The organism is Rhodopseudomonas sp. P2A-2r (assembly GCF_026015985.1).
Taxonomy (GTDB): domain Bacteria; phylum Pseudomonadota; class Alphaproteobacteria; order Rhizobiales; family Xanthobacteraceae; genus Tardiphaga.
The window spans coordinates 2,675,213-2,694,915 of sequence record NZ_CP110389.1 but is presented as its reverse complement, the minus strand read 5'-3'; the positions used below and the strand labels follow the sequence as shown (position 1 = coordinate 2,694,915).

The window sequence follows — 19,703 nt, the reverse complement described above, 5'->3', positions numbered from 1 at the left end:
CCTCGGTCGTCGATCAAGGGCGGACTTGCTCCGAGAACAGAATTGCTTCGTTCTTACGCGGAGGCCGCGGCGCCCGCACCGATCTGCGCCAGCATCGCCTTGGCGATTTCCTGTTCGCCCATGATCACCACATTGGCGCCGTGATGCCTGAGATGCGCGATCTCTTCTTCGGAATGGGCACGCGCGATGATCGGCAGTGTCGGACTGAGCGCGCGTGCCTTGGCGACGATCTGGCCGCCTTCGAAAGCGTCAGGGATCGCGACCAGCAGACCGCGTGCGGCTGTGATATTGGCAGCCTGCAGCATGTCGGGTGCGGCGGCGTTGCCGGTGATCACCTCGATGCCTTCCTTGTGCAACCGCTCCACCGCGCCCGGCGTATCCTCGATCACCAGCATCGACGCGTTGGCGGCCTGCAGCGCCTTGCTGATGACGCTGCCAACCCGGCCGTGTCCGACCAGCACGATATGGCCGGTGAGCGTCGTCGCGGGCAACGGCACCCGCGGCGCTGCCGGCGCACTGCTCTGCCGTCCCGCCACCGCGGCAGCCTTGGCATCAGCCTTGGCATCGCGGTCGGCCAGAATGCGGTCCAGCAGCGCGAACAGCAGCGGATTCAGCATGATCGAGATGATGGCGCCGGCCAGCACCAGATCGCGGCCACGGTCCGGCAGCAGGCCGAGACCGACGCCGAGGCTGACGAGGATGAAGGAGAACTCGCCGATCTGTGCAAGGCTGGCGGAGATCGTCAGCGCCGTCGATGTCGGATAGCCGAACATCCGCACGATCCCGAAGGCCGCGAGCGACTTGCCCCCGACGATGATCAGCACCGTGACCAGCAGCGGCAGCGGCTCGCGCACGATGATGGCCGGATCGACCAGCATGCCGACGGACACGAAGAACAGCACCGCGAAGGCATCGCGCAACGGCAGGGTCTCGTTGGCGGCACGCTGGCTGAGTTCGGATTCGCTGAGGATCATGCCTGCGAAGAATGCACCGAGCGCGAAAGAGACGTCGAAGACGATCGCCGCACCGAATGCCACGCCGAGCGATATCGCGAACACCGCAAGGCGAAACAACTCCCGCGATCCGGTATGCGCCACATAGTGCAGCAGCATCGGAATCAGTCGTCGTCCCACCACCAGCATGAACACCACGAAACCGACTACCTTGCCGAGGGTGATCAGCACGGGCATGGCCACATCTGCCAGGCTCGCGCCATTGCCGGCCTCGCCCTTCAGCAGCCCGGCCAGCGCGGGCAACAGCACCAGCGTCAGCACCATCGCGAGATCCTCGACGATCAGCCAGCCGATGGCGATGCGGCCGCGCTCGCTATCCACCAGCCGCCGTTCCTGCAACGCGCGGAGCAGGACGACGGTCGAGGCCACCGAGAGCGCCAGGCCGAACACCAACCCGCCACCGATCGGCCAGCCAAGCGCCGTGCCGAGTCCGATGCCGAGCAAGGTCGCGACTCCGATCTGCACGATGGCGCCGGGAATCGCGATGTTCTTCACCGACAGCAGATCTTTCAGGGAGAAATGCAGGCCGACGCCGAACATCAGCAGGATGATGCCGATTTCAGCCAGTTCGTTGGCGATGTTCTGGTCGGCAACGTAACCGGGCGTGAAAGGACCCATCAGCACGCCGGCGACGAGATAGCCGACCAGAGGGGAAACGCGGATGCGCTGCGCGATGGTGCCGAGGATGAAAGCCAGTACGAGACCGACGACGACGGTGGAGATCAACGGTGTATTATGTTCCATGCCGCATTTTGCCGCATCGTGTCGGCTGATGCCACCCTTGTGGCGGCTACCCATCGCCGCAGCAGCGTCAGCGCCGCACTGTCACAAATTCGACTCGTCCACGTTGGACTGCATAGCCTGGGCGATTTCCTCCGCGGCAATGTCGCCCTTCTGGGCGTCCGGTGTATCGGCCAGCCGCGCCTCGGCCGTCTGCTCGATATGCGCCGCCAGCGCCGGCACCCGCGCGATCAGCGCGTGAAAATCCTGCGCATCGAGCACCAGGAGCCGCGTCTTTCGGGTGGCAGTGACGGTGCCACTGCGATTGCTGCGCCGGAGCAAGGCGATCTCGCCGAAGAACGCGCCTTCCGCCAGCCGGACGCGCTGGGTCGGCAATTCGATCTCGACCTCGCCCGCTGTGATGAAATACATCGACGTGGCCTGCTCGCCGCGACGGACCAGAATCTCGTCCGCCTCGATGGTCTGCGCGCGCAGCAGCCGCATGATGTCGGCAATCTCCACAGCACCGAGGTGCGAGAAAAGCGGCACCCGCGCCAGCATGCTCCAGGTGACGACGAAGTCGCGGCGATGCACCTCGTCGGCAAAGGCGCGGGCGATGATCGCCACTGGCAGTGCGATCATGACCAGCCCACCGACGATGGCGAACACCGAGACCAGCCGGCCCAGCGCCGTGGCCGGCACCACGTCGCCGTAGCCGACAGTGCCCAGGGTCACGATCGCCCACCACATGGCGGCGGGAATGTTGCCGAACTTGTCCGGCTGCACATCGTGCTCGATGGCATAGAGCAAGGAGGCAAACAGCAGCACCGCGCCGGTCAGGATCACCAGGCAGCCGAACAGCGCACGACGCTCGGACTGCAGCGCCGCCAGCAGCGAGCGCATCGCCGGCGAATAGCGCACCAGCTTGAGGAAGGGCAGCATGCCGCACAACACCATGGTCGCCCGGTCGGCGAAGACCATGGCGATCCATGACGGCACGAAAGCCAAGAGGTCGATGATGCCGAGGCTGCTGAAGATGTATTCCAGCTGCAGCCGCGTCGGGCTGATGCCGCGCCGCGGCGCGTCGGCGACGACACTCCACAACCGCGCCAGATACTCCAGAGTGTAGATCAGCAGGGCGGCGCCATCCACCAGCGTCAGGACGTGGCCGAACCGCGCGTCGATCTCCGGCACCGAAATCAGGATCATCGCCAGCACGTCGATGACGATGATCGCGACGATGACGCGCACCAGCCGCATGCCTGGCGAATGCGGCAGGTGGTCGTGCTCAAGCAGTTGGAAAAGCCGTCCGCGGAAGTCCGGAGCGCGTGGCGTCGTCCTGCCCGGAACGGTTTTCAACGCTCTATCCAACCATTGCTTTTTCGATGGCTTCGAGCGCGGCGCCGGCCTGGGCACCGTCGGGGCCGCCGGCCTGCGCCATGTCCGGCTTGCCGCCGCCGCCCTTGCCGCCGAGCACTTCCGAGGCCTTGCGCACCAGATCGACCGCCGAGAACCGCGCGACCAGATCCGGCGTCACGCCGACCACGACGCTGGCCTTGCCGTCCTCGCTGGTCGCGATCAGCGCCACCACGCCGGAGCCGAGCTCCTTCTTGCCCTGATCGACCAGGCTCTTCAGATCCTTGATCTCGATGCCTTCGACCGCGCGTGCCATCAGCTTGACGCCGGCGACGTCGCGCACGCCCACCGGACCGGCCGCAGCCGTGCCTGCCGCTGCGCCGCCGCCCATCGCCAATTTCTTGCGCGCGTCAGCCAGATCGCGCTCCAACCGCTTGCGCTCGTCCATCAGCGCGGCGATGCGCGCCGGCATCTCTTCGACGGTGGCGCGCAATTCACCGGCAGCAGTCTTCGCCAGCTGCATGGTGGCGTTGGCATGATGCCGCGCATGGTTGCCGGTCAGCGCCTCGATGCGGCGCACGCCGGAGGACACCGCGCTCTCGGCGGTGATCGAGATCATGCCGATGTCGCCGGTGCGCCGCACATGAGTGCCGCCGCACAGTTCGACCGACCAGCCGAGCGCATTGCTGCCGCTCTCGCGCGCGGTCTTGCCCATGGACACGACGCGAACCTCGTCGCCGTACTTCTCTCCGAACAGCGCACGCGCGCCGGCATCGCGGGCCTCGTCGACGCCCATCAACCGCGTGGTGACCTCGTCATTCTCCAGCACGATATCGTTGGCGATGTCCTCGACGCGGCGCAGTTCATCGGCCGTGATCGGCTTCTGGTGCACGAAGTCGAAGCGCAGCCGGTCCGGCGCCACCAGCGAGCCGCGCTGGGCGATGTGATCGCCGAGCACTTGGCGCAGCGCCTCGTGCAGCAGATGGGTGCCGGAGTGATTGGCACGGATCGACGAGCGGCGGGCGTGATCGACTTCCAGCAGCAAAGCGGTGCCGGTTTTGAGGGTGCCGCGCTCGACGGTGCCGATATGCACGAACAGATCGCCGGCGCGCTTCTGCGTGTCGGTGACGTGGAACACCACGCCCTCGCCTGCCATCATGCCGAGATCGCCGACCTGGCCGCCGGACTCCGCATAGAACGGGGTCTGGTTGAGCACGATGGCGCCGGTTTCGCCGGCCTTCAGCTCGGTGACTTCAGCGCCGTCCTTGACCAGGGCACTGACGACGCCTTCGGCGGTCTCGGTCTCGTAGCCCAGGAACTCGGTGGCGCCGAGCTTCTCGCGCAGACCGAACCAGATCGTCTCAGCTGCCGTCTCGCCGGAGGAGAAGCGCGAGGCACGGGCCTTGGCCTTCTGTTGCTCCATCGCATCGGTGAAGGACGCGATGTCCACCGAGATGCCGCGGTTGCGCAGCGCGTCCTGGGTGAGATCGAGCGGGAAGCCATAGGTGTCATACAGCGTGAATGCGGTCTCGCCGTCGAACATGTCGCCCTTTTTCAGGGTCGAGCTCTTGTCGTCGAGAATGGTCAGGCCGCGATCCAGCGTCTTGCGGAAGCGCGTCTCTTCGAGGCGCAGCGTTTCTTCGATGGTCTTTTCCGCGCGCACCAGTTCGGGATAGGCCTGGCCCATCTCGCGCACCAATGCCCACACCAGCCGCCACATCAGCGGCTCCTTGGCGCCGAGCAGTTGCCCGTGGCGCATGGCGCGGCGCATGATCCGGCGCAGCACGTAGCCGCGGCCTTCATTGGACGGCAGCACGCCATCGGCAATCAGGAACGACGACGCGCGCAGATGGTCGGCGATGACGCGCAGCGACGCCTTCATCGGCCCCTGCGGATCGGCGCCGGTGAGATCCGCAATGGCGCGGATCAGCGAGACGAACAGGTCGATATCGTAATTGTCGTGCTTACCCTGCAGCACCGCGGCAATGCGCTCAAGTCCCATGCCGGTGTCGATCGACGGCTTCGGCAGCGACAGACGGTTGCCCGGCGCGATCTGGTCGAACTGCATGAACACGAGATTCCAGACCTCGATGAAGCGATCGCCGTCCTCGTCCAGCGAACCGGGAGGGCCGCCGGGAATCTTGTCGCCGTGGTCGAAGAAAATTTCCGAACACGGGCCGCACGGGCCGGTGTCGCCCATCTGCCAGAAATTGTCCGAGGTCGGGATCCGGATGATCTTGGAATCCGGCAGGCCGATCTTCTTCCACAGGTCGAACGCGTCGTCGTCCTCGGAAAACACCGTGACCAGCAGGCGGTCCTTGGCCAAGCCGTATTCTTTGGTGATCAGGTTCCATGCGAGCTCGATGGCGCGTTCCTTGAAATAATCGCCGAACGAGAAATTGCCGAGCATTTCGAAGAAGGTGTGGTGGCGCGCGGTATAACCGACATTGTCGAGGTCGTTGTGCTTGCCGCCGGCGCGGACGCATTTCTGCGAGGTGGTGGCGCGGTGGTAGGGGCGCTTCTCGACGCCGGTAAAGACGTTCTTGAACTGCACCATGCCGGCATTGGTGAACATCAGCGTCGGATCGTTGCGCGGTACCAGCGGCGACGACGGCACGATCTCGTGGCCGTTATCCGCAAAATAATTCAGAAATGCCGACCTGATCTCGTTGACGCCGCTCATATCAGTCCCAATCGCACCTAAAATCGGCCTTGATCCTGCCCAAGGCGGTTAATTCCGACCGCCTGCTTTTAGACGGGGGCTGGCCCTGTCCAGAAACTGTGCAGAAGATCACCTAGGTAGATCATGGGCTTGCCGCATCGGCTCAGGGATGCAGCAAGATCCGTTGATAGTTGCTGCAGCTGCGTTGACAATGTCCGAGCCGTCGTGTTTTCCTCCGCGGCGTTGAGTGACGTCACGTCGGGAGAGATCGGCCGAGTTCTTTGAACGAGGCCGGCGCCGAAGGAGCAACCGCCCCGGAAACTCTCAGGCAAACGGACCGCGTGACGGCGAACATCTGGAAAGAGACACCGCCGAGCCCGAACGGGTTGTGGTGTCCGCCGACGGGATAATACTCTCAGGCACAGCGACAGATGGGGCTTCGGCAGGTTTTCGGGAATGGTCCCGGAAAGCCGCGAGGGACCCCTATGCTTGTGCGTGATGAATCCACTTCCTTGAAACAGACCCCGCTGCATGCGCTGCATGTGGCCCGCGGCGGCAAGATGGTGCCGTTCGCCGGCTATGATATGCCGGTGCAATACGCTACCGGCGTGCTCAAGGAACATCTCCACACCCGCACCCATGCCGGGCTGTTCGACGTCTCCCATATGGGGCAGATCGAGTTGCGGGCGAAATCCGGCAAGGTCGAGGACGCGGCCCTGGCGCTTGAAAAGCTTGTGCCGCAGGACATCCTGGCGTTGCCACCCGGCCGCCAGCGCTACGCCCAGTTCACCAACGAGGCCGGCGGCATCCTCGACGACCTGATGGTGGCAAATTTCGGCGATCACCTGTTCCTGGTCGTCAACGCCGCCTGCAAGACCGAGGACGAGGCGCATCTGCGCGCGCATCTCTCCGACACCTGCATCATCACCGCCCTACCCGACCGCGCGCTGATCGCGCTGCAGGGGCCGAAGGCCGAAGCGATACTCGCAAAGTTCTGCCCGGGAGCGGCTGCCATGCGCTTCATGGACGCAGGGCCTCACGCGGTGAATGGCATCGCCTGCTTCGTGTCACGCTCCGGCTATACCGGCGAGGACGGCTACGAGATCTCCGTGCCGGAGGACCAGGCTGAAGCGCTGGCTAGCGCCCTGCTCGACGGCGAAGAGGTCTGGCCGATCGGGCTCGGCGCCCGCGACAGCCTGCGGCTGGAAGGCGGCATGTGCCTGTACGGCCACGACATCGACACCGCAACCACGCCGGTGGAAGGCGCGCTGGAGTGGTCGATGCAGAAGAGCCGCAGGACCGGCGGCGCGCGCGCCGGCGGCTTTGCCGGCGCCGATGTCATTCTCGCGCAGCTCGACAGCGGCGCGTCGCGCCGCCGCGTCGGCCTGCGCCCCGAGGGCCGCGCCCCGGTGCGCGAGGGCGCCGCCCTGTTCGCCGAGGCCACATCCCAGGACCAGATCGGCAAGGTGACCTCCGGCGGCTTCGGCCCCAGCGCCGGCACACCGGTGGCTATGGGCTATCTGCCCACCACGCTGGCCGCGACCGACACCCTCGTCTTTGCCGAACTGCGCGGCCAGCGGATGCCGCTGCGGGTCTGCGCCCTGCCCTTCATTCCCGCCAGCTACAAGCGCTAAGGATCGTCCAGATGACCACCCTCTACACCGAAGACCACGAGTGGCTGAAAATCGACGGCGACGTCGCCACCGTCGGCATCACGGACTTCGCCCAGTCGCAGCTCGGCGATGTCGTGTTCGTGGAGTTGCCGAAGATCGGCCGCGCCCTGAAGAAGGCCGAGGCAGCCGCCGTGGTCGAGTCCGTCAAGGCGGCCTCCGACGTCTATGCGCCGCTCACCGGCGAGGTACTCGAAGTCAACACGGCGCTGGCCGACGAGCCTGCGCTGGTCAATTCCGACGCCGCCGGCAAGGCCTGGTTCTTCAAGCTGAAGATCGCGGACAAGAGCGAGCTCGACGGGCTGATGGACGAAGCCGCCTACCAGACCCATACGGCGTAGTCGTCATGTCCGGCGCATGCCGGGCATCCACGTCTTGCTGCCGTGAAGACGTGGATGACCGGGACAAGCCCAGCCATGACCAACGTTTCGAATTGATTTGAGGACAAGCAGATGACCCCGCCCAGCAAAGCTTCCGCCGACATCGCCACCGATTTCGCCCGCCGCCACGTCGGGCCGTCGCCGTCGGATATCGACGCCATGCTGGCCACCGTCGGCGCGACGTCGCTGACCGCGCTGATGGACGAGACGCTGCCGGCATCGATCCGGCAGAAGGCGCCGCTCGACCTCGGCACGCCGCTGTCGGAGACCGAGGCGCTGGCCCACATGACGGAACTGGCCGCGCAGAACAAGGTGTTCACCTCGCTGATCGGCCAAGGCTATTCCGGCACCATCCTGCCCACGGTAATCCAGCGCAACATCCTGGAAAATCCAGCCTGGTACACGGCCTATACGCCGTACCAGCCGGAGATCAGCCAGGGCCGGCTGGAAGCGCTGTTCAATTTCCAGACCATGATCTGCGACCTTACCGGACTCGACGTCGCCAATGCCTCGCTGCTCGACGAGGCCACCGCCGCCGCCGAAGCCATGGCACTGGCGGAGCGCTCGTCTTCCGTCTCGACGAAGACGTTCTTCGTCGACCATGAGGTGCATCCGCAGACCCTGGCGGTGCTGCGCACCCGCGCCGAGCCGCTCGGCTGGACATTGCAGGTCGGCGATCCGCTCACCGATCTCGAGAAGGCCGAGGTGTTCGGCGGTCTGCTGCAATATCCCGGCACGTCCGGCGTGGTGCGCGACCTGCGCGGCGCCGTCACAGCGCTGCGTGCCAAGGGCGCGCTGGCCATCGTCGCTGCCGACCTGCTGGCGCTGACCTTGCTGGCCTCGCCGGGCGAACTCGGCGCCGACATCGCAATCGGTTCGGCGCAGCGTTTCGGCGTGCCGATGGGCTATGGCGGGCCGCACGCCGCCTATATGGCGGTGCGCGACGCGCTGAAGCGCCTGATGCCCGGTCGCCTGGTTGGCCTGTCGATCGATTCGCGCGGCGAGCCCGCCTATCGACTCGCGCTGCAGACGCGCGAGCAACACATCCGCCGCGAGAAGGCGACCTCGAACATCTGCACCGCACAGGTGCTGCTGGCGGTGATCGCCTCGATGTACGCAGTCTATCACGGACCGGAAGGGCTCACGCTTATCGCGCGCACCACGCATCGCCGGACCGCAGTGCTTGCGGCCGGCCTGAAGAAGCTCGGCTTCACCCCGGACAGCGACACGTTCTTCGATACCATCACGGTGAACGTCGGTGACAAGCAGGACAGCATCGTCGCCCGCGCGCTGGACGAGAAGATCAATCTGCGAATCGGCGACCGGACACTCGGCATCGCGCTCGACGAGACCACCACCGACGCTTTGGTGGAAGCGCTGTGGCGCGCTTTCGGCGGCGCGCTTGTCTATGCGGAGGTTGCCGCAGGCGTGCGCGACGCGCTGCCGGCGCCTTTGAAACGGACCAGCCCGTTCCTCACCCATCCGGTATTCCACGCCCATCGTTCGGAAACCGAACTGCTGCGCTACATGCGAAAACTCAGCGACCGCGATCTGGCGCTCGACCGCGCCATGATCCCGCTGGGCTCCTGCACTATGAAGCTCAATGCCACCACCGAGATGATCCCGCTGACCTGGCCGGGCTTTGCCAGCCTGCATCCGTTGGTCCCCGACGACCAGGCGGCCGGCTATCATCGGCTGTTCGCAACGCTGCAGAAATGGCTGTGCGCCATCACCGGCTATGACGCAGTATCGCTGCAGCCGAACTCCGGCGCCCAGGGCGAATATGCCGGGCTGCTGGCGATCCGCGGCTATCACGCCGCGCGCGGCGACAGCCACCGCACCATCTGCCTGATCCCCTCCTCCGCGCACGGCACCAATCCGGCCTCGGCCAGCATGGCCGGCATGGAGGTGGTGGTGGTCGCCTGCGACAAGCGCGGCGACGTTGACGTCGCGGATCTGCGCGTCAAGGCCGAGAAGCATGCGGCGAATCTTGCCGCGATCATGATCACCTATCCCTCCACCCATGGCGTATTCGAGGAGCACATCCGCGAGATCTGCGACATCGTCCATGGCCATGGCGGCCAGGTCTATCTCGACGGCGCCAACATGAATGCCCAGGTCGGGCTGTCGCGGCCGGGCGACTACGGCGCCGATGTCAGCCATCTCAACCTGCACAAGACCTTCTGCATTCCCCATGGCGGCGGCGGCCCGGGCATGGGACCGATCGGCGTGCGCGCGCATCTCGCCTCGTTCCTGCCCGGCCATCCCGCGGCGGACGGCCACGCCGCCGTGGGACCGGTGTCGGCGGCGCCCTATGGCTCGGCGTCGATCCTGACCATCTCCTATATCTACATCGCGATGATGGGCGGTGCGGGCCTCACCCGCGCCACCGAAATCGCCATCCTCAATGCCAACTACATCGCAGCACGGCTCGATCCGCATTTTCCGGTGCTGTACAAGAATGCCCGCGGTCGCGTCGCCCATGAATGCATCGTCGATCCCCGCGCGGTGAAGACGTCGGCCGGCGTCACCGTCGACGACATCGCCAAACGGCTGATCGACTATGGCTTCCATGCCCCAACGATGAGTTTTCCAGTGGTCGGAACGCTGATGATCGAGCCGACAGAGTCGGAATCCAAGAGCGAGATCGACCGCTTCTGCGACGCCATGATCGCCATCCGCCAGGAGATCTCCGAGATCGAGTCAGGCCGCTGCAAGGTGGAGGCCTCGCCGCTGCGTCATGCTCCGCACACCGTGCACGACATCGCTGCCGACGACTGGGCGCGCGCCTATACGCGGGCGGAAGGCTGCTTCCCGGCAGGCTCCGCGCGGACCGACAAGTACTGGTGCCCGGTGGGCCGCGTCGACAACGTCTATGGCGACCGCAACCTGGTGTGCTCGTGCCCGCCCACGGAAGACTACGCCGAGGCGGCGGAGTAGTCGGGGCACTCACGCGTGCCCGGGATGCTGCGCAACGCGCTGCCTGACGATGCGAAGCATCGTTGGGCAGAGTGGTGCGCTACTGATCCGGGGCCAATGCTCATTCTTCTTTGAAATGGCTCCCGGACCTGCGGAGCAGCGTTTCGGCGAGGCTGCGCCTTTCTCACGCTGCACCGCGTCCGGGACACGGAATCAAATCAGACAGACAAATGCAAAAAGCCTCGGCCGATTATACGGCCGAGGCTTTCGCATTCATCACCAGCGAACGGACGTTGGCGTCAATCGCGCCTTGCCAAACCTCACTCGTCCGCCGGCTCTTCGCCTTCGGCGTCGCGCTCCGGCGAGCCGGCCAGGATCTGCTCGGCGATCAGGCCGGAATTCTGCCGGATCGAGGCTTCGATCTTGGCGGTCATTTCCGGATTGGCCTTGAGGAAGGCTTTTGAGTTTTCGCGGCCCTGACCGAGCCGCTGGCTGTCATAGGAGAACCAGGCGCCGGACTTCTCGACGATCCCGGCCTTGACGCCGAGATCGAGGATCTCGCCCATCTTGGAGACGCCCTCGCCATACATGATGTCGAATTCGACCTGCTTGAACGGCGGCGCCAGCTTGTTCTTGACGACCTTGACGCGGGTCTGGTTGCCCACCACCTCGTCGCGCTCCTTGATGGCGCCGATGCGGCGGATATCGAGGCGGACCGAGGCGTAGAATTTCAGCGCGTTGCCGCCGGTGGTGGTTTCCGGCGAGCCGTACATCACGCCGATCTTCATGCGGATCTGGTTGATGAAGATGACCATCGTGTTGGACTTGTTGATGGAGGCGGTCAGCTTGCGCAGCGCCTGGCTCATCAGACGGGCCTGCAGGCCGGGCAATGCGTCGCCCATCTCGCCTTCGAGCTCGGCGCGCGGCACCAGCGCCGCCACCGAATCGATCACCAGCACGTCGACGGCGCCGGAGCGCACCAGGGTGTCGCAGATCTCCAGCGCTTGCTCGCCGGTATCCGGCTGCGAGATCAGGAGTTCGTCGATGTTGACGCCGAGCTTGCGGGCATAGACCGGGTCGAGCGCGTGTTCGGCGTCGATGAAGGCGCAGATGCCGCCCTTCTTCTGGCCTTCGGCCACCGTGTGCAGCGCCAGCGTGGTCTTGCCCGAGGATTCCGGCCCGTAGATTTCCACCACCCGGCCGCGCGGCAGGCCGCCGACGCCGAGGGCGATGTCCAGTCCCAGCGAGCCCGACGAGATCGTCTCGATATCCATCGAGCGATCGTTCTTGCCGAGCTTCATTACCGAGCCCTTGCCGAACTGGCGCTCGATCTGCGAGAGCGCGGCCGACAGGGCCTTGGTCTTGTCCATCGAGGATCCTTCAACGATACGCAGGGCGGTCGGGGTCGAGGCCATGATCTAGCTCCTTATGGACGGGATTCGCTGATGGGACAAACGTGCAGCATCTTCTGATCTGTTGGAACCAATGTACCCCATTCGTTCTCTGTTCGCAATATGTTCTCGAAATAATTTCGGTACTGGCCTGTTTCCGGCCTCAGTGGCCTAGTTTGAAAATGGCAGTGGCCTGACATGCTTCAAGTCGGGGGCGCCTTCCATCGGCACCTTCTTTGCGCCAACGCACTCGGCGGGGCTGTAGCGGCGTTCATCGCCCTTCCCGTGCGAGGGGCCGTAAATCTTCACAAGCTGGGCATAGTCGATATAGGGGCCGAACGTCTGCCCAACGGCATCGATGTAGGAGCGCCACCCATCCGTGGTGAGCTGCATGCGGGTCTTAACGCGGTCCCGCAGATCTTCCATCAATTCGAACGCCGAGTCCGCGTCCCGGTTGCCAACCGTCCATGAGATCATGAGCTTGCTATCGGCATCCAATGCGGTCCAGGTCCAGAGATCGCCGGCACCGTCCGGGGCAGCCTTGGCACCCTTCACGTTCTTGTTCTTGGCGTAGCAGAAGCTCCAGATTTCATCGCACTGCACCCGCTGCGACTGCAGAGGCGGGGAAACTTCTGTTCCCAAAGATGGGATTTTACATCCGCTTGAATCTTGAGGCCAACGGCGCCGTTCCGCGTCAAGTGGCAGCCGAAGTAGTAATTCCCGGTCAGGAAGCGCTCAAGCTTAGCTCTTTAGGGACGGAGGCAATTGAAAAGGCATTCAAGGACTCTTTTTCAAATAATTTGCCGCTCGTAGGCATAATTTTTAAGGGAGTCGCGGCCCCTCTTCCGATAACGGAGTCTGGTATCGCCGAGTTGCGAGTCAACGTGGACGGGCGTGAGCAAATCTGTGCGACACTAAATATTAAAATCAGCTAGTCTTGCTCCAACGCTTCGCAGCCGCTTTCTTCGCAATATCTGAACGTTTCTCCGCCGTCATCCCGGCGGCCCGCGCCTTGCCGCCCATGCGCCCCAGCGCCACGGCGGCGGCGTTCTTCCCGTCGTCGGTGGTTGCCGTTTCGTTGATCTCCCCGGTGGCTATCCGGGCAATCATGATGGCGTTGCCGATTGCGTCGGCGGGGCGCTTTTCGCCTTTAGGACCTCGGGGCATCAAAACGGCTCCGCTAACGATTTATCGATCAGAATATCGTCTCCATTTAGCAGCCGGTAATTGGTCGCATTCTCGGCTGTCCCGATGAGCGCCAGCCAAGAATACATCTCCAGCTTGGCGTCACGCAGGTTGGTCGCCTCAAGCGGGTGTCTTGCCGACACGATTTCTCCGGGTGCGTAGATCTCGACCGTAAACATGTACTCGGGTTCCCTTCTGCTTTCCGCTAAGCATAACACGGTGGCGGGAGCGGCGAAACCGAGCGTCAAGACGGATTATTTTCAAACTGAGACACTACCAATTTCGGCGTGGCCCAGCCGCAGGCTTCCGTCGGAAACCGTCGCCCGATTTTCCGGCGATCGCAGGGCGACGCATTGACGACAGGGCAGACACGCATTGGCGCGAACCGCGCCGTCAGCGCGACGGCGACCGGTCCGAAATCGTCATGACCGCAGTAGCCGCCACCAACCCGCCGAAGCTGAAGGCGAAGCTGCCATAGAGCAGCAGCAGCCCGATCCAGCGGTCGTCGGCGCGCAGCAGCAGCGCGCGCAGGCCGGCGAGGTCGATGGCCAGGATCAGGGTCGCGCACAACACGCCGGCGGCCATGCCCAGCGCCCAGTTGACCATCACCAGCCGGACCACCGAGCGCATACGAGGTTCGCGCGGCGGCGCTGCCATTCCCGACGATATTGTCATCTGCTGCTCAGCTCCGTGCCGCGTCATCGCCGTATCGGCCCCCGATCAAAGCAGCGGCGCGTGTCGTTTTGAAGGAGGCCGGACGCGGGTCTGCGCCGCGGGTCGGCCGCGCAGCGGCGAGGTCAGTTCAACCGCACTGCCCGGCGATACCTCCATTCCGACGGCGGGGCATCGCCGAGCTGTTTCATTCTGAAACATTTTTATCGACGAACGGGAACCTTGGACATAGGTTTGCGGTATCATCGTCCGATTCATGGCAACTTCCGGTGATGAGAACAATTTTACTCTCGCCTGAGTGACGATTTTCCGTGCCCCGCTTTTACTTTCACATTGTCGCCGGAAGCGTCGTGCTCGACGACGTCGGCACCATCCTCGAAGACGCCAAGGCAGCCCAGCAGCACGCAAGAACGCTGGCGAGCAATTTGCGCGACAATCACGCGCTCACCTCCGGCACCATCGTGGTCGAGGATGAGGACGCCGGGCAGCTGTTCGAAGTGCCGCTGGCCGGCCTGTTCAGCTAAACGCCGGTCGCCTGTCCGGACTGCACAGCATTGCCTCCTGGCGGATAGCTTGCGTCAGGCGGACTTTGCGGCCAGCCTGTGGCCGCGCGACCGCTCCGTTTGGCGGCCGCACCATCCGACCCGGGGACGCCGATGATCCATCCCGCCGTCAAATTCGAGTTCGAACGCACCGTCCGGGATTACGCCAAATGGCTCGTCGTCGACGCCGACGACCGCTCGCCGGCGGCCGCGTGGTGGTGGAGCCCAGCGCTCGCCGTGTATCGTGAACAGGACGAGATGCCGGTGGCATGGGCCCACGCCATGGCGTTGCCGTCGGGCGCCAGCTACGGGGACGCGGCCCGCGTGCTGCTCGATGCGCTGGCCGGGCAGGCCGCCCTGCCCTGGCCGGAAGAATTTCCGCGTCGCTACCGGCCCAGACCGGCCGACGAGATCGCGACCGGCTAGTTCGCGTTGTTGCCGGTCCTGGTGCGCGGTTTCGCGACGGTCGCCTTCGGCGCGTCGTTGCGCACCGTTCCCCACGGGTCGGCCGCCGCCTTGGCGTCGGGAATCTTCCGGAGCGACTCGCGATAGGCCTTGTCGGCAATCGCGTCCTGTTCCTTCTCCTCGGGGCTCCTGGTCTTGACCTCAGGCATCAGGTTGACCGTGGGAGACTGGGCATAGGCTGGAACAGCCAGGAGGGCGAGCAGCGCTGCGGCGCGAAGAACTTTCATACGGATGCTCCATGGAAACATGCGCGGTCTATACCATCGCAGCTCCGGTGACGCCAACCTCCAGCGCAAAAGGCGCAGAACGAACTGTGTCGCGCCGTTGCTGGAAGGGGCGCTCAGAGATGGTCCGACCTGCAGGATTGCGACGGCTGCAACCAGTCATCCCAGATCGGGCCATATCTGGTGCAGCCGGACAGCGCTACGCCGAGCGCAACGATGCTGAAAACGATCCGCAAACATCTGACCATCGCATACGCCTTCCGATGAGCGCGCATCATAGGAGCGCGACAAAGGCGTTTTCAGGCCGGCACACTCCCGCGCTCAGTAGCGCCCGCGCCCTGGGCTGCCGTGACCGCGGCCAGTTCCGCCATAGCCACCGCCGATCGCACCGCCGACCGACAGACCCGGCATCGGTCCGTCATAGGGCGGCGGCGGGCGACGGACGATCACGATGTCTTCCTCGTCGTCCGGCGCGCGCATCCGTCGCGGTGGCGAGCGATCGGTGACCCGCTTCGGCGGATCGGTCTCGGCGCGCTTCTTCGGCGGCAGATCGGCCTTCTTCGGCGCGCCGCACGGGCAGGTCGGCGCCGCCAGCGCCACGTTGGTGGGTTGCGCCGGCGCGGACGACGCTGCACCGAGCGGGTCGGGCCGGTTGCGCAGGCGATCTTCCAGCTTGCGCGCGGTGACGGTGAGATCGCTGTCGGGAAACAGCTTCAGAAATTCACGGTAGCCGGCCGCGGAGTTGGCGATCACCGCATTGTTCCACGCCACCATGCGGCGATGGCGGTCCAGCCATTCGCGCGCCTGCTGGCTGAACGGCGGCTGCGCATACAGGCCGACAAAGGCCTCATAGGCTTCGTCGCTGCCGTCGGAGACGATCAGGTCGTTGGCGGCCTCGACCGGCTTGCCCTTCAACTCCTGCCGCCATTGCTCGACGCTGCGCCTTGCGACGGAGATTTTCGCGGCGCCGGCGGCGGCACCGAACAGGCTGAAATCGTCCACCAGCGAAGAACTCTCCCACGGCGTCTGCCGTCCCTCGGTGGCGTGGTTGACCGACAGCCGGACCCGCTTCAAGGCCTCTTCGATCGGCAGGCCGGGTTCGCGTCCCGCGATCAGCAGCGCCGTCGTATAGGGACTGTTGCCGCCGTTGCCATCCTCGGCCGCCGCGCCCGGCGATGTCGAGAACGACAGCAGCGTACCAGCCGCACCGATCCTGGCATCGACCAGCGCCAGACCGCGGCCGGCGGTCTTGTTGATATCGGGAAACGGATTGTTGCGGCACGCATCGAGCAGGATGATGCGGCTCTTGCTCGGCACCGCGGTCAGCGTGTTGAGCACGTCGTTGAGGCGCACCGCTTGCAGCGGAATATCGGTCTCGCGCTTCGGGTCGATGTCGACGGGCACCAGATAGTTCTCACCGTCGATCTGCAGGCCGTGGCCGGCGTAGAACACCAGCGCGACCGTATCGGGCCCCTTGGTTGCCAGGGTCGCGGCGAAGGCGCCGACCGCGTCGCGCAACGCGTTCTGCGTGAGATCGGATACGGACTGCACCTCGAAACCGGCGTCGCCGAGCAGCTGGGCGATCGCTTTGGCGTCGTTGGCAGGGTTCGGCAGCGGCGTCACGGTCCGGTAGGCCGACTGCCCGATCACTAGCGCGATGCGGTTCTCGGCCAGAGCGCCGTGGGCGCCGAGCATGACGCAGGCGGCGGCGACCAAGTTGCACAGCAAGGCACGGCGCATCGGACATCCCCTCTTCCGGCGCCATTCCCCGCCGCGGCCCACAGGCGATCCGGCGTGATCGCCGCAGTCGTGCAGTGCCGCGACATGCCGCCGCTTGCGATGGGTCGTCGCGATCGCCCGCAAGGTTCAGGGCGAGCGGAGATTCACTTGTTCTTTTTGGCGGGCGCGGCCGGCGCGACGCCGCCCCAGGGATCGTACTTCTCTTTCGGATCCGGGATGCGTTCGAGCGCTGCCTTGTAGGCCTTTTCGTCGATCTTGGGCCCCTGCGGCGCCTTCGCACCTTCGGCGCCTTGATTGCGCTTGCCCCCCATCTGCGCCGCGGCCGGGGTCGCCAGCAGGATGGCTGCGACGGCGAGCAGTATTCGACTTTTCATCGCTCATTCTCCGGTGTGCGGATCATCTGGTAACCGAAAAACACGGCGGCGCGACCTCAACCGCGGCGACGCTCACTTGCCGGCCCGGCTGTATCGCTCCACAAACACACGGTCGCCGGCCGTCCGCGGACTTCACAGGCCGTTAAATATGCCGCCGCCTTCGCCGGAATGATGGCGTCATTTCGTCCGTCCAGATCCGGATTCAGGGTACCATGTGACAAATGCGGCGATGCCAGCCCAAATGGCGACAGGTATCGCGAACAGCGGTTGAGACGTGGTGAAGGCCGGAAATCGTGCTGAAATGGATGGCTCCCTGAGCGATGCGGTCGATTCGACCGCCGCACAGGGTCGTCGCGCGCCTTTGCCGCTGCTGACGGCGATCGCCCCCGAACCATGGCGTGTCCTCGCCGCGCGCGCGATCGAGCCGAATGGATACTACCTTCCCGACTGGGAGCTGGCGGTGAACGCCTCGGCGCGCGGGCGCACCGGCGTACACGTCCTGACCGCCTGGAGCCACGCCGCTGACACCGGTCACGACACCGCGCCGCGCCTGTCCGGCCTGTTGCCGGTCGTCTCGGCTTGGGACGCCTACAGGCTGCCCCTCCAGGCACTGGTGAGCGCCGATCCCTATGGCACGCTGGGCACGCCGCCGATCGACCGCGACATCGCGACTGAGGCCATCTCCGGTTTGCTGCAGCGGGCCCGCACCGCCGGCGCGCACGCGCTGGTGCTGCGCAACATGTCGCTCGACGGCCCGGCCATGCAGGCATTCACCGAAGTGCTGCGACAGCAGGGCCTCGCACCGCGCGTGCTGCAGTCCCACGCCCGCGCTTGTCTCGATGCGACGCGCGACGCCGACGACCTGCTGCGCGACGCGCTCGGCACCAAGAAGCTGAAGGAACTGCGGCGGCTGCGCAACCGTCTGGCCGAACATGGCGACGTGACCTTCAGGGTGGCGCGAACGCCGGCCGACGTCAGCACCGAGCTGGAAGTGTTCCTGGAGCTGGAGGCGAGCGGCTGGAAGGCCAAGCGTGGCACCGCGCTGCGCCAGGATGAGGGCGACGCCGCCTTCATCCGCCGCGCGACCGCGGCGCTGGCCGCGCACGATCGGTGCGAGATCGTTATCCTGCGCGCCGGCGCGACGCCTGTCGCCGGCGCGATCGTGCTGCGACACCAGGACCGCGCGTTCTATTTCAAGATCGGTATCGACGAACGCTTCGCCAAACTGTCACCGGGCGTCCAACTGACACTCGACCTGACCCGCCACCTCTGCGCGGACCCCTCCATCCGAACGGCCGACTCCACCGCCAATGCCGGCCATCCGATGATCGATCCGATCTGGCGCGACCGGCTGTCCATCGGCGATGTGCTGCTTCCGTTGCGCCGGCGCGATCTGCAGGTCGAGCTTGTTCATGCCGCGCTGGCAGCGCGCCTTCTATGCCGGGGAGCGCTGCGCGGCGGCCTTCATGCATTCCGGAAAGTTCTGCACAGAATGCGCTGAAGCCAGTGCGGGCCGTCGGCCGCCTTACTCCGCGGCCTGCGCATTAACCTCGGCCGATACCTGCCGGATGGCACGGGCGAGCTGATCGGCGGGTTGCGCGCCGGAGATCGCATACTTCCCCGCGAGCACGAAGGTCGGCACGCCGGAGATGCCCTTGTCGGACGCCTCCTTGGCCTGCTCCGAGATCAGCGTCACGTCCTCGTCGGTGGCAAGCCGCCGGCGCACCGCCTCGCCATCGAGGCCGCAATCCGCTGCCGCCTGGACCAGCGTCTCGGACTGGGTGAGATCGCCGCCATCGCGAAAATACAGTTCCATCAGCCGCTGCTTCACCGCGGCGGATTTTCCCGACGCCTCGGCCCAGTGGATCAGGCGGTGGCAATCGATGGTGTTGGGCTGGCGCTTTACCGAATCCGGCCGATAGCTCAGTCCCTCTTCATCGGCGGCAGCAACCACGCGTCCCGCGATGCCCTTGTAGGCCTCGACCGAACCGAACTTGGTTTCAAGGTAGGTGGAGCGATCGATGCCCTCACGCGGAATCCACGGATTGAGAAAAAACGGCCGCCAGTTCACCTCGACCGGAACATCGGGCGTCAGTGCCAGCGCATTCTCGATGCGACGCTTGCCGATGTAGCACCATGGACAGACCACGTCGGAAACGATGTCGATCTGGAGCGGCTTGGTCGTGCTCATCAGCGGGTCCTCTCTGTTGGCCAAAACATAAGTGAAGCGCAGCAGGCCGGCAAGGCAGGCCAGTCCAGATCACAACCCGGATCGCCGCTCCGGCACAGCAATCGAACACGCACTTTTTGAGAACCGCCCACGCACAACTTGATCTGACGCAAAGCCCGTCACGAACCAGAAGATATGACCATATGACTGAATAAAAAGG

The 19,703-nt window shown here is 65.1% G+C and carries 18 protein-coding genes, 1 pseudogene and 1 riboswitch; of the genes and pseudogenes, 7 read left to right on the top strand and 12 right to left on the bottom strand.

Annotated elements, in window-relative coordinates; all coding sequences use genetic code 11:
- Nucleotides 1-53 precede the first annotated feature (53 nt).
- The 3 genes from ybaL to alaS all read right to left on the bottom strand — a co-directional run bounded on the left by ybaL (nucleotide 54) and on the right by alaS (nucleotide 5,772).
- Complete coding sequence (gene ybaL / locus ONR75_RS12640) at nucleotides 54-1,757, bottom strand: YbaL family putative K(+) efflux transporter (protein WP_265082896.1); 1,704 nt, start codon at nucleotides 1,755-1,757, stop codon at nucleotides 54-56.
- Nucleotides 1,758-1,838: 81 nt separating this feature from the next.
- On the bottom strand, nucleotides 1,839-3,092 hold the full coding sequence (locus tag ONR75_RS12635) for a cyclic nucleotide-gated ion channel (RefSeq protein WP_265082895.1): 1,254 nt from the start codon (nucleotides 3,090-3,092) through the stop codon (nucleotides 1,839-1,841).
- A gap of 4 nt (nucleotides 3,093-3,096) precedes the next feature.
- Entirely contained in the window at nucleotides 3,097-5,772 is a 2,676-nt protein-coding gene (alaS, locus tag ONR75_RS12630) for an alanine--tRNA ligase (RefSeq protein WP_265082894.1), read from the bottom strand.
- Nucleotides 5,773-5,999: 227 nt separating this feature from the next.
- Nucleotides 6,000-6,101, top strand: a riboswitch (glycine riboswitch).
- 135 nt (nucleotides 6,102-6,236) lie between these two features.
- Between alaS and gcvT the strand changes: the two genes are divergently transcribed.
- The 3 genes from gcvT (at nucleotide 6,237) to gcvP (ending at nucleotide 10,741) form a co-directional block, all read left to right on the top strand.
- Nucleotides 6,237-7,385, top strand: a complete 1,149-nt coding sequence (gene gcvT, locus ONR75_RS12625) for a glycine cleavage system aminomethyltransferase GcvT (RefSeq protein ID WP_265082893.1) — start codon at nucleotides 6,237-6,239, stop codon at nucleotides 7,383-7,385.
- An 11-nt stretch (nucleotides 7,386-7,396) separates the two neighbouring features.
- Entirely contained in the window at nucleotides 7,397-7,762 is a 366-nt protein-coding gene (gene gcvH, locus ONR75_RS12620) for a glycine cleavage system protein GcvH (protein WP_265082892.1), read from the top strand.
- A gap of 111 nt (nucleotides 7,763-7,873) precedes the next feature.
- A complete protein-coding gene (gene gcvP / locus ONR75_RS12615) occupies nucleotides 7,874-10,741 on the top strand; it encodes an aminomethyl-transferring glycine dehydrogenase (RefSeq protein WP_265082891.1) in 2,868 nt (955 codons plus the stop codon).
- 299 nt (nucleotides 10,742-11,040) lie between these two features.
- Here the strand turns inward: gcvP and recA are convergent, their stop codons facing one another.
- Entirely contained in the window at nucleotides 11,041-12,135 is a 1,095-nt protein-coding gene (gene recA / locus ONR75_RS12610) for a recombinase RecA (protein WP_265082890.1), read from the bottom strand.
- Between the two features lie 171 nt (nucleotides 12,136-12,306).
- Nucleotides 12,307-12,714 (bottom strand): annotated as a pseudogene (locus tag ONR75_RS12605) (IS1 family transposase); the annotation flags it as partial.
- Nucleotides 12,715-12,755: 41 nt separating this feature from the next.
- Between ONR75_RS12605 and ONR75_RS12600 the strand changes: the two are divergent.
- Complete coding sequence (locus tag ONR75_RS12600) at nucleotides 12,756-13,046, top strand: hypothetical protein (protein ID WP_265082889.1); 291 nt, start codon at nucleotides 12,756-12,758, stop codon at nucleotides 13,044-13,046.
- On the opposite strand, the gene ONR75_RS12595 is transcribed toward ONR75_RS12600, so the two are convergent.
- The 3 genes from ONR75_RS12595 to ONR75_RS12585 form a co-directional block, all read right to left on the bottom strand.
- Nucleotides 13,039-13,221, bottom strand: a complete 183-nt coding sequence (locus tag ONR75_RS12595) for an RNA-binding protein (RefSeq protein WP_265082888.1) — start codon at nucleotides 13,219-13,221, stop codon at nucleotides 13,039-13,041. The genes ONR75_RS12600 and ONR75_RS12595 overlap by 8 nt on opposite strands.
- 56 nt (nucleotides 13,222-13,277) lie before the next feature.
- Nucleotides 13,278-13,475 (bottom strand): hypothetical protein, encoded by a 198-nt coding sequence (locus tag ONR75_RS12590; protein ID WP_265082887.1) that lies wholly within the window; start codon nucleotides 13,473-13,475, stop codon nucleotides 13,278-13,280.
- A gap of 214 nt (nucleotides 13,476-13,689) precedes the next feature.
- Nucleotides 13,690-13,926 carry a hypothetical protein gene (locus tag ONR75_RS12585; RefSeq protein ID WP_265082886.1) on the bottom strand — a complete coding sequence of 79 codons (237 nt, stop codon included), beginning with the start codon at nucleotides 13,924-13,926 and terminating at the stop codon, nucleotides 13,690-13,692.
- A gap of 353 nt (nucleotides 13,927-14,279) precedes the next feature.
- On the opposite strand from ONR75_RS12585, the gene ONR75_RS12580 reads away from it, so the two are divergent.
- Entirely contained in the window at nucleotides 14,280-14,492 is a 213-nt protein-coding gene (locus ONR75_RS12580) for a DUF6894 family protein (protein ID WP_265082885.1), read from the top strand.
- 132 nt (nucleotides 14,493-14,624) lie between these two features.
- Nucleotides 14,625-14,936: a hypothetical protein gene (locus ONR75_RS12575; RefSeq protein WP_265082884.1), complete on the top strand. Its 312-nt coding sequence runs from the start codon at nucleotides 14,625-14,627 to the stop codon at nucleotides 14,934-14,936.
- Here ONR75_RS12575 and ONR75_RS12570 read toward each other — a convergent pair.
- The 3 genes from ONR75_RS12570 to ONR75_RS12560 form a co-directional block, all read right to left on the bottom strand.
- A complete protein-coding gene (locus ONR75_RS12570) occupies nucleotides 14,933-15,202 on the bottom strand; it encodes a hypothetical protein (protein ID WP_265082883.1) in 270 nt (89 codons plus the stop codon). The two genes, ONR75_RS12575 and ONR75_RS12570, sit on opposite strands and share 4 nt — an antisense overlap.
- A 318-nt stretch (nucleotides 15,203-15,520) precedes the next feature.
- Entirely contained in the window at nucleotides 15,521-16,939 is a 1,419-nt protein-coding gene (locus ONR75_RS12565; protein ID WP_265082882.1) for a caspase family protein, read from the bottom strand.
- 143 nt (nucleotides 16,940-17,082) lie between these two features.
- Complete coding sequence (locus tag ONR75_RS12560) at nucleotides 17,083-17,313, bottom strand: hypothetical protein (protein WP_265082881.1); 231 nt, start codon at nucleotides 17,311-17,313, stop codon at nucleotides 17,083-17,085.
- 301 nt (nucleotides 17,314-17,614) lie between these two features.
- Here ONR75_RS12560 and ONR75_RS12555 point away from each other — a divergent pair, with 301 nt between their 5' ends.
- On the top strand, nucleotides 17,615-18,814 hold the full coding sequence (locus ONR75_RS12555) for a GNAT family N-acetyltransferase (protein ID WP_265083637.1): 1,200 nt from the start codon (nucleotides 17,615-17,617) through the stop codon (nucleotides 18,812-18,814).
- A 24-nt stretch (nucleotides 18,815-18,838) separates the two neighbouring features.
- On the opposite strand, the gene ONR75_RS12550 is transcribed toward ONR75_RS12555, so the two are convergent.
- Nucleotides 18,839-19,504, bottom strand: coding sequence for a DsbA family protein (locus ONR75_RS12550; protein ID WP_265082880.1), 666 nt, complete (start codon nucleotides 19,502-19,504; stop codon nucleotides 18,839-18,841).
- Nucleotides 19,505-19,703: the final 199 nt, after the last annotated feature.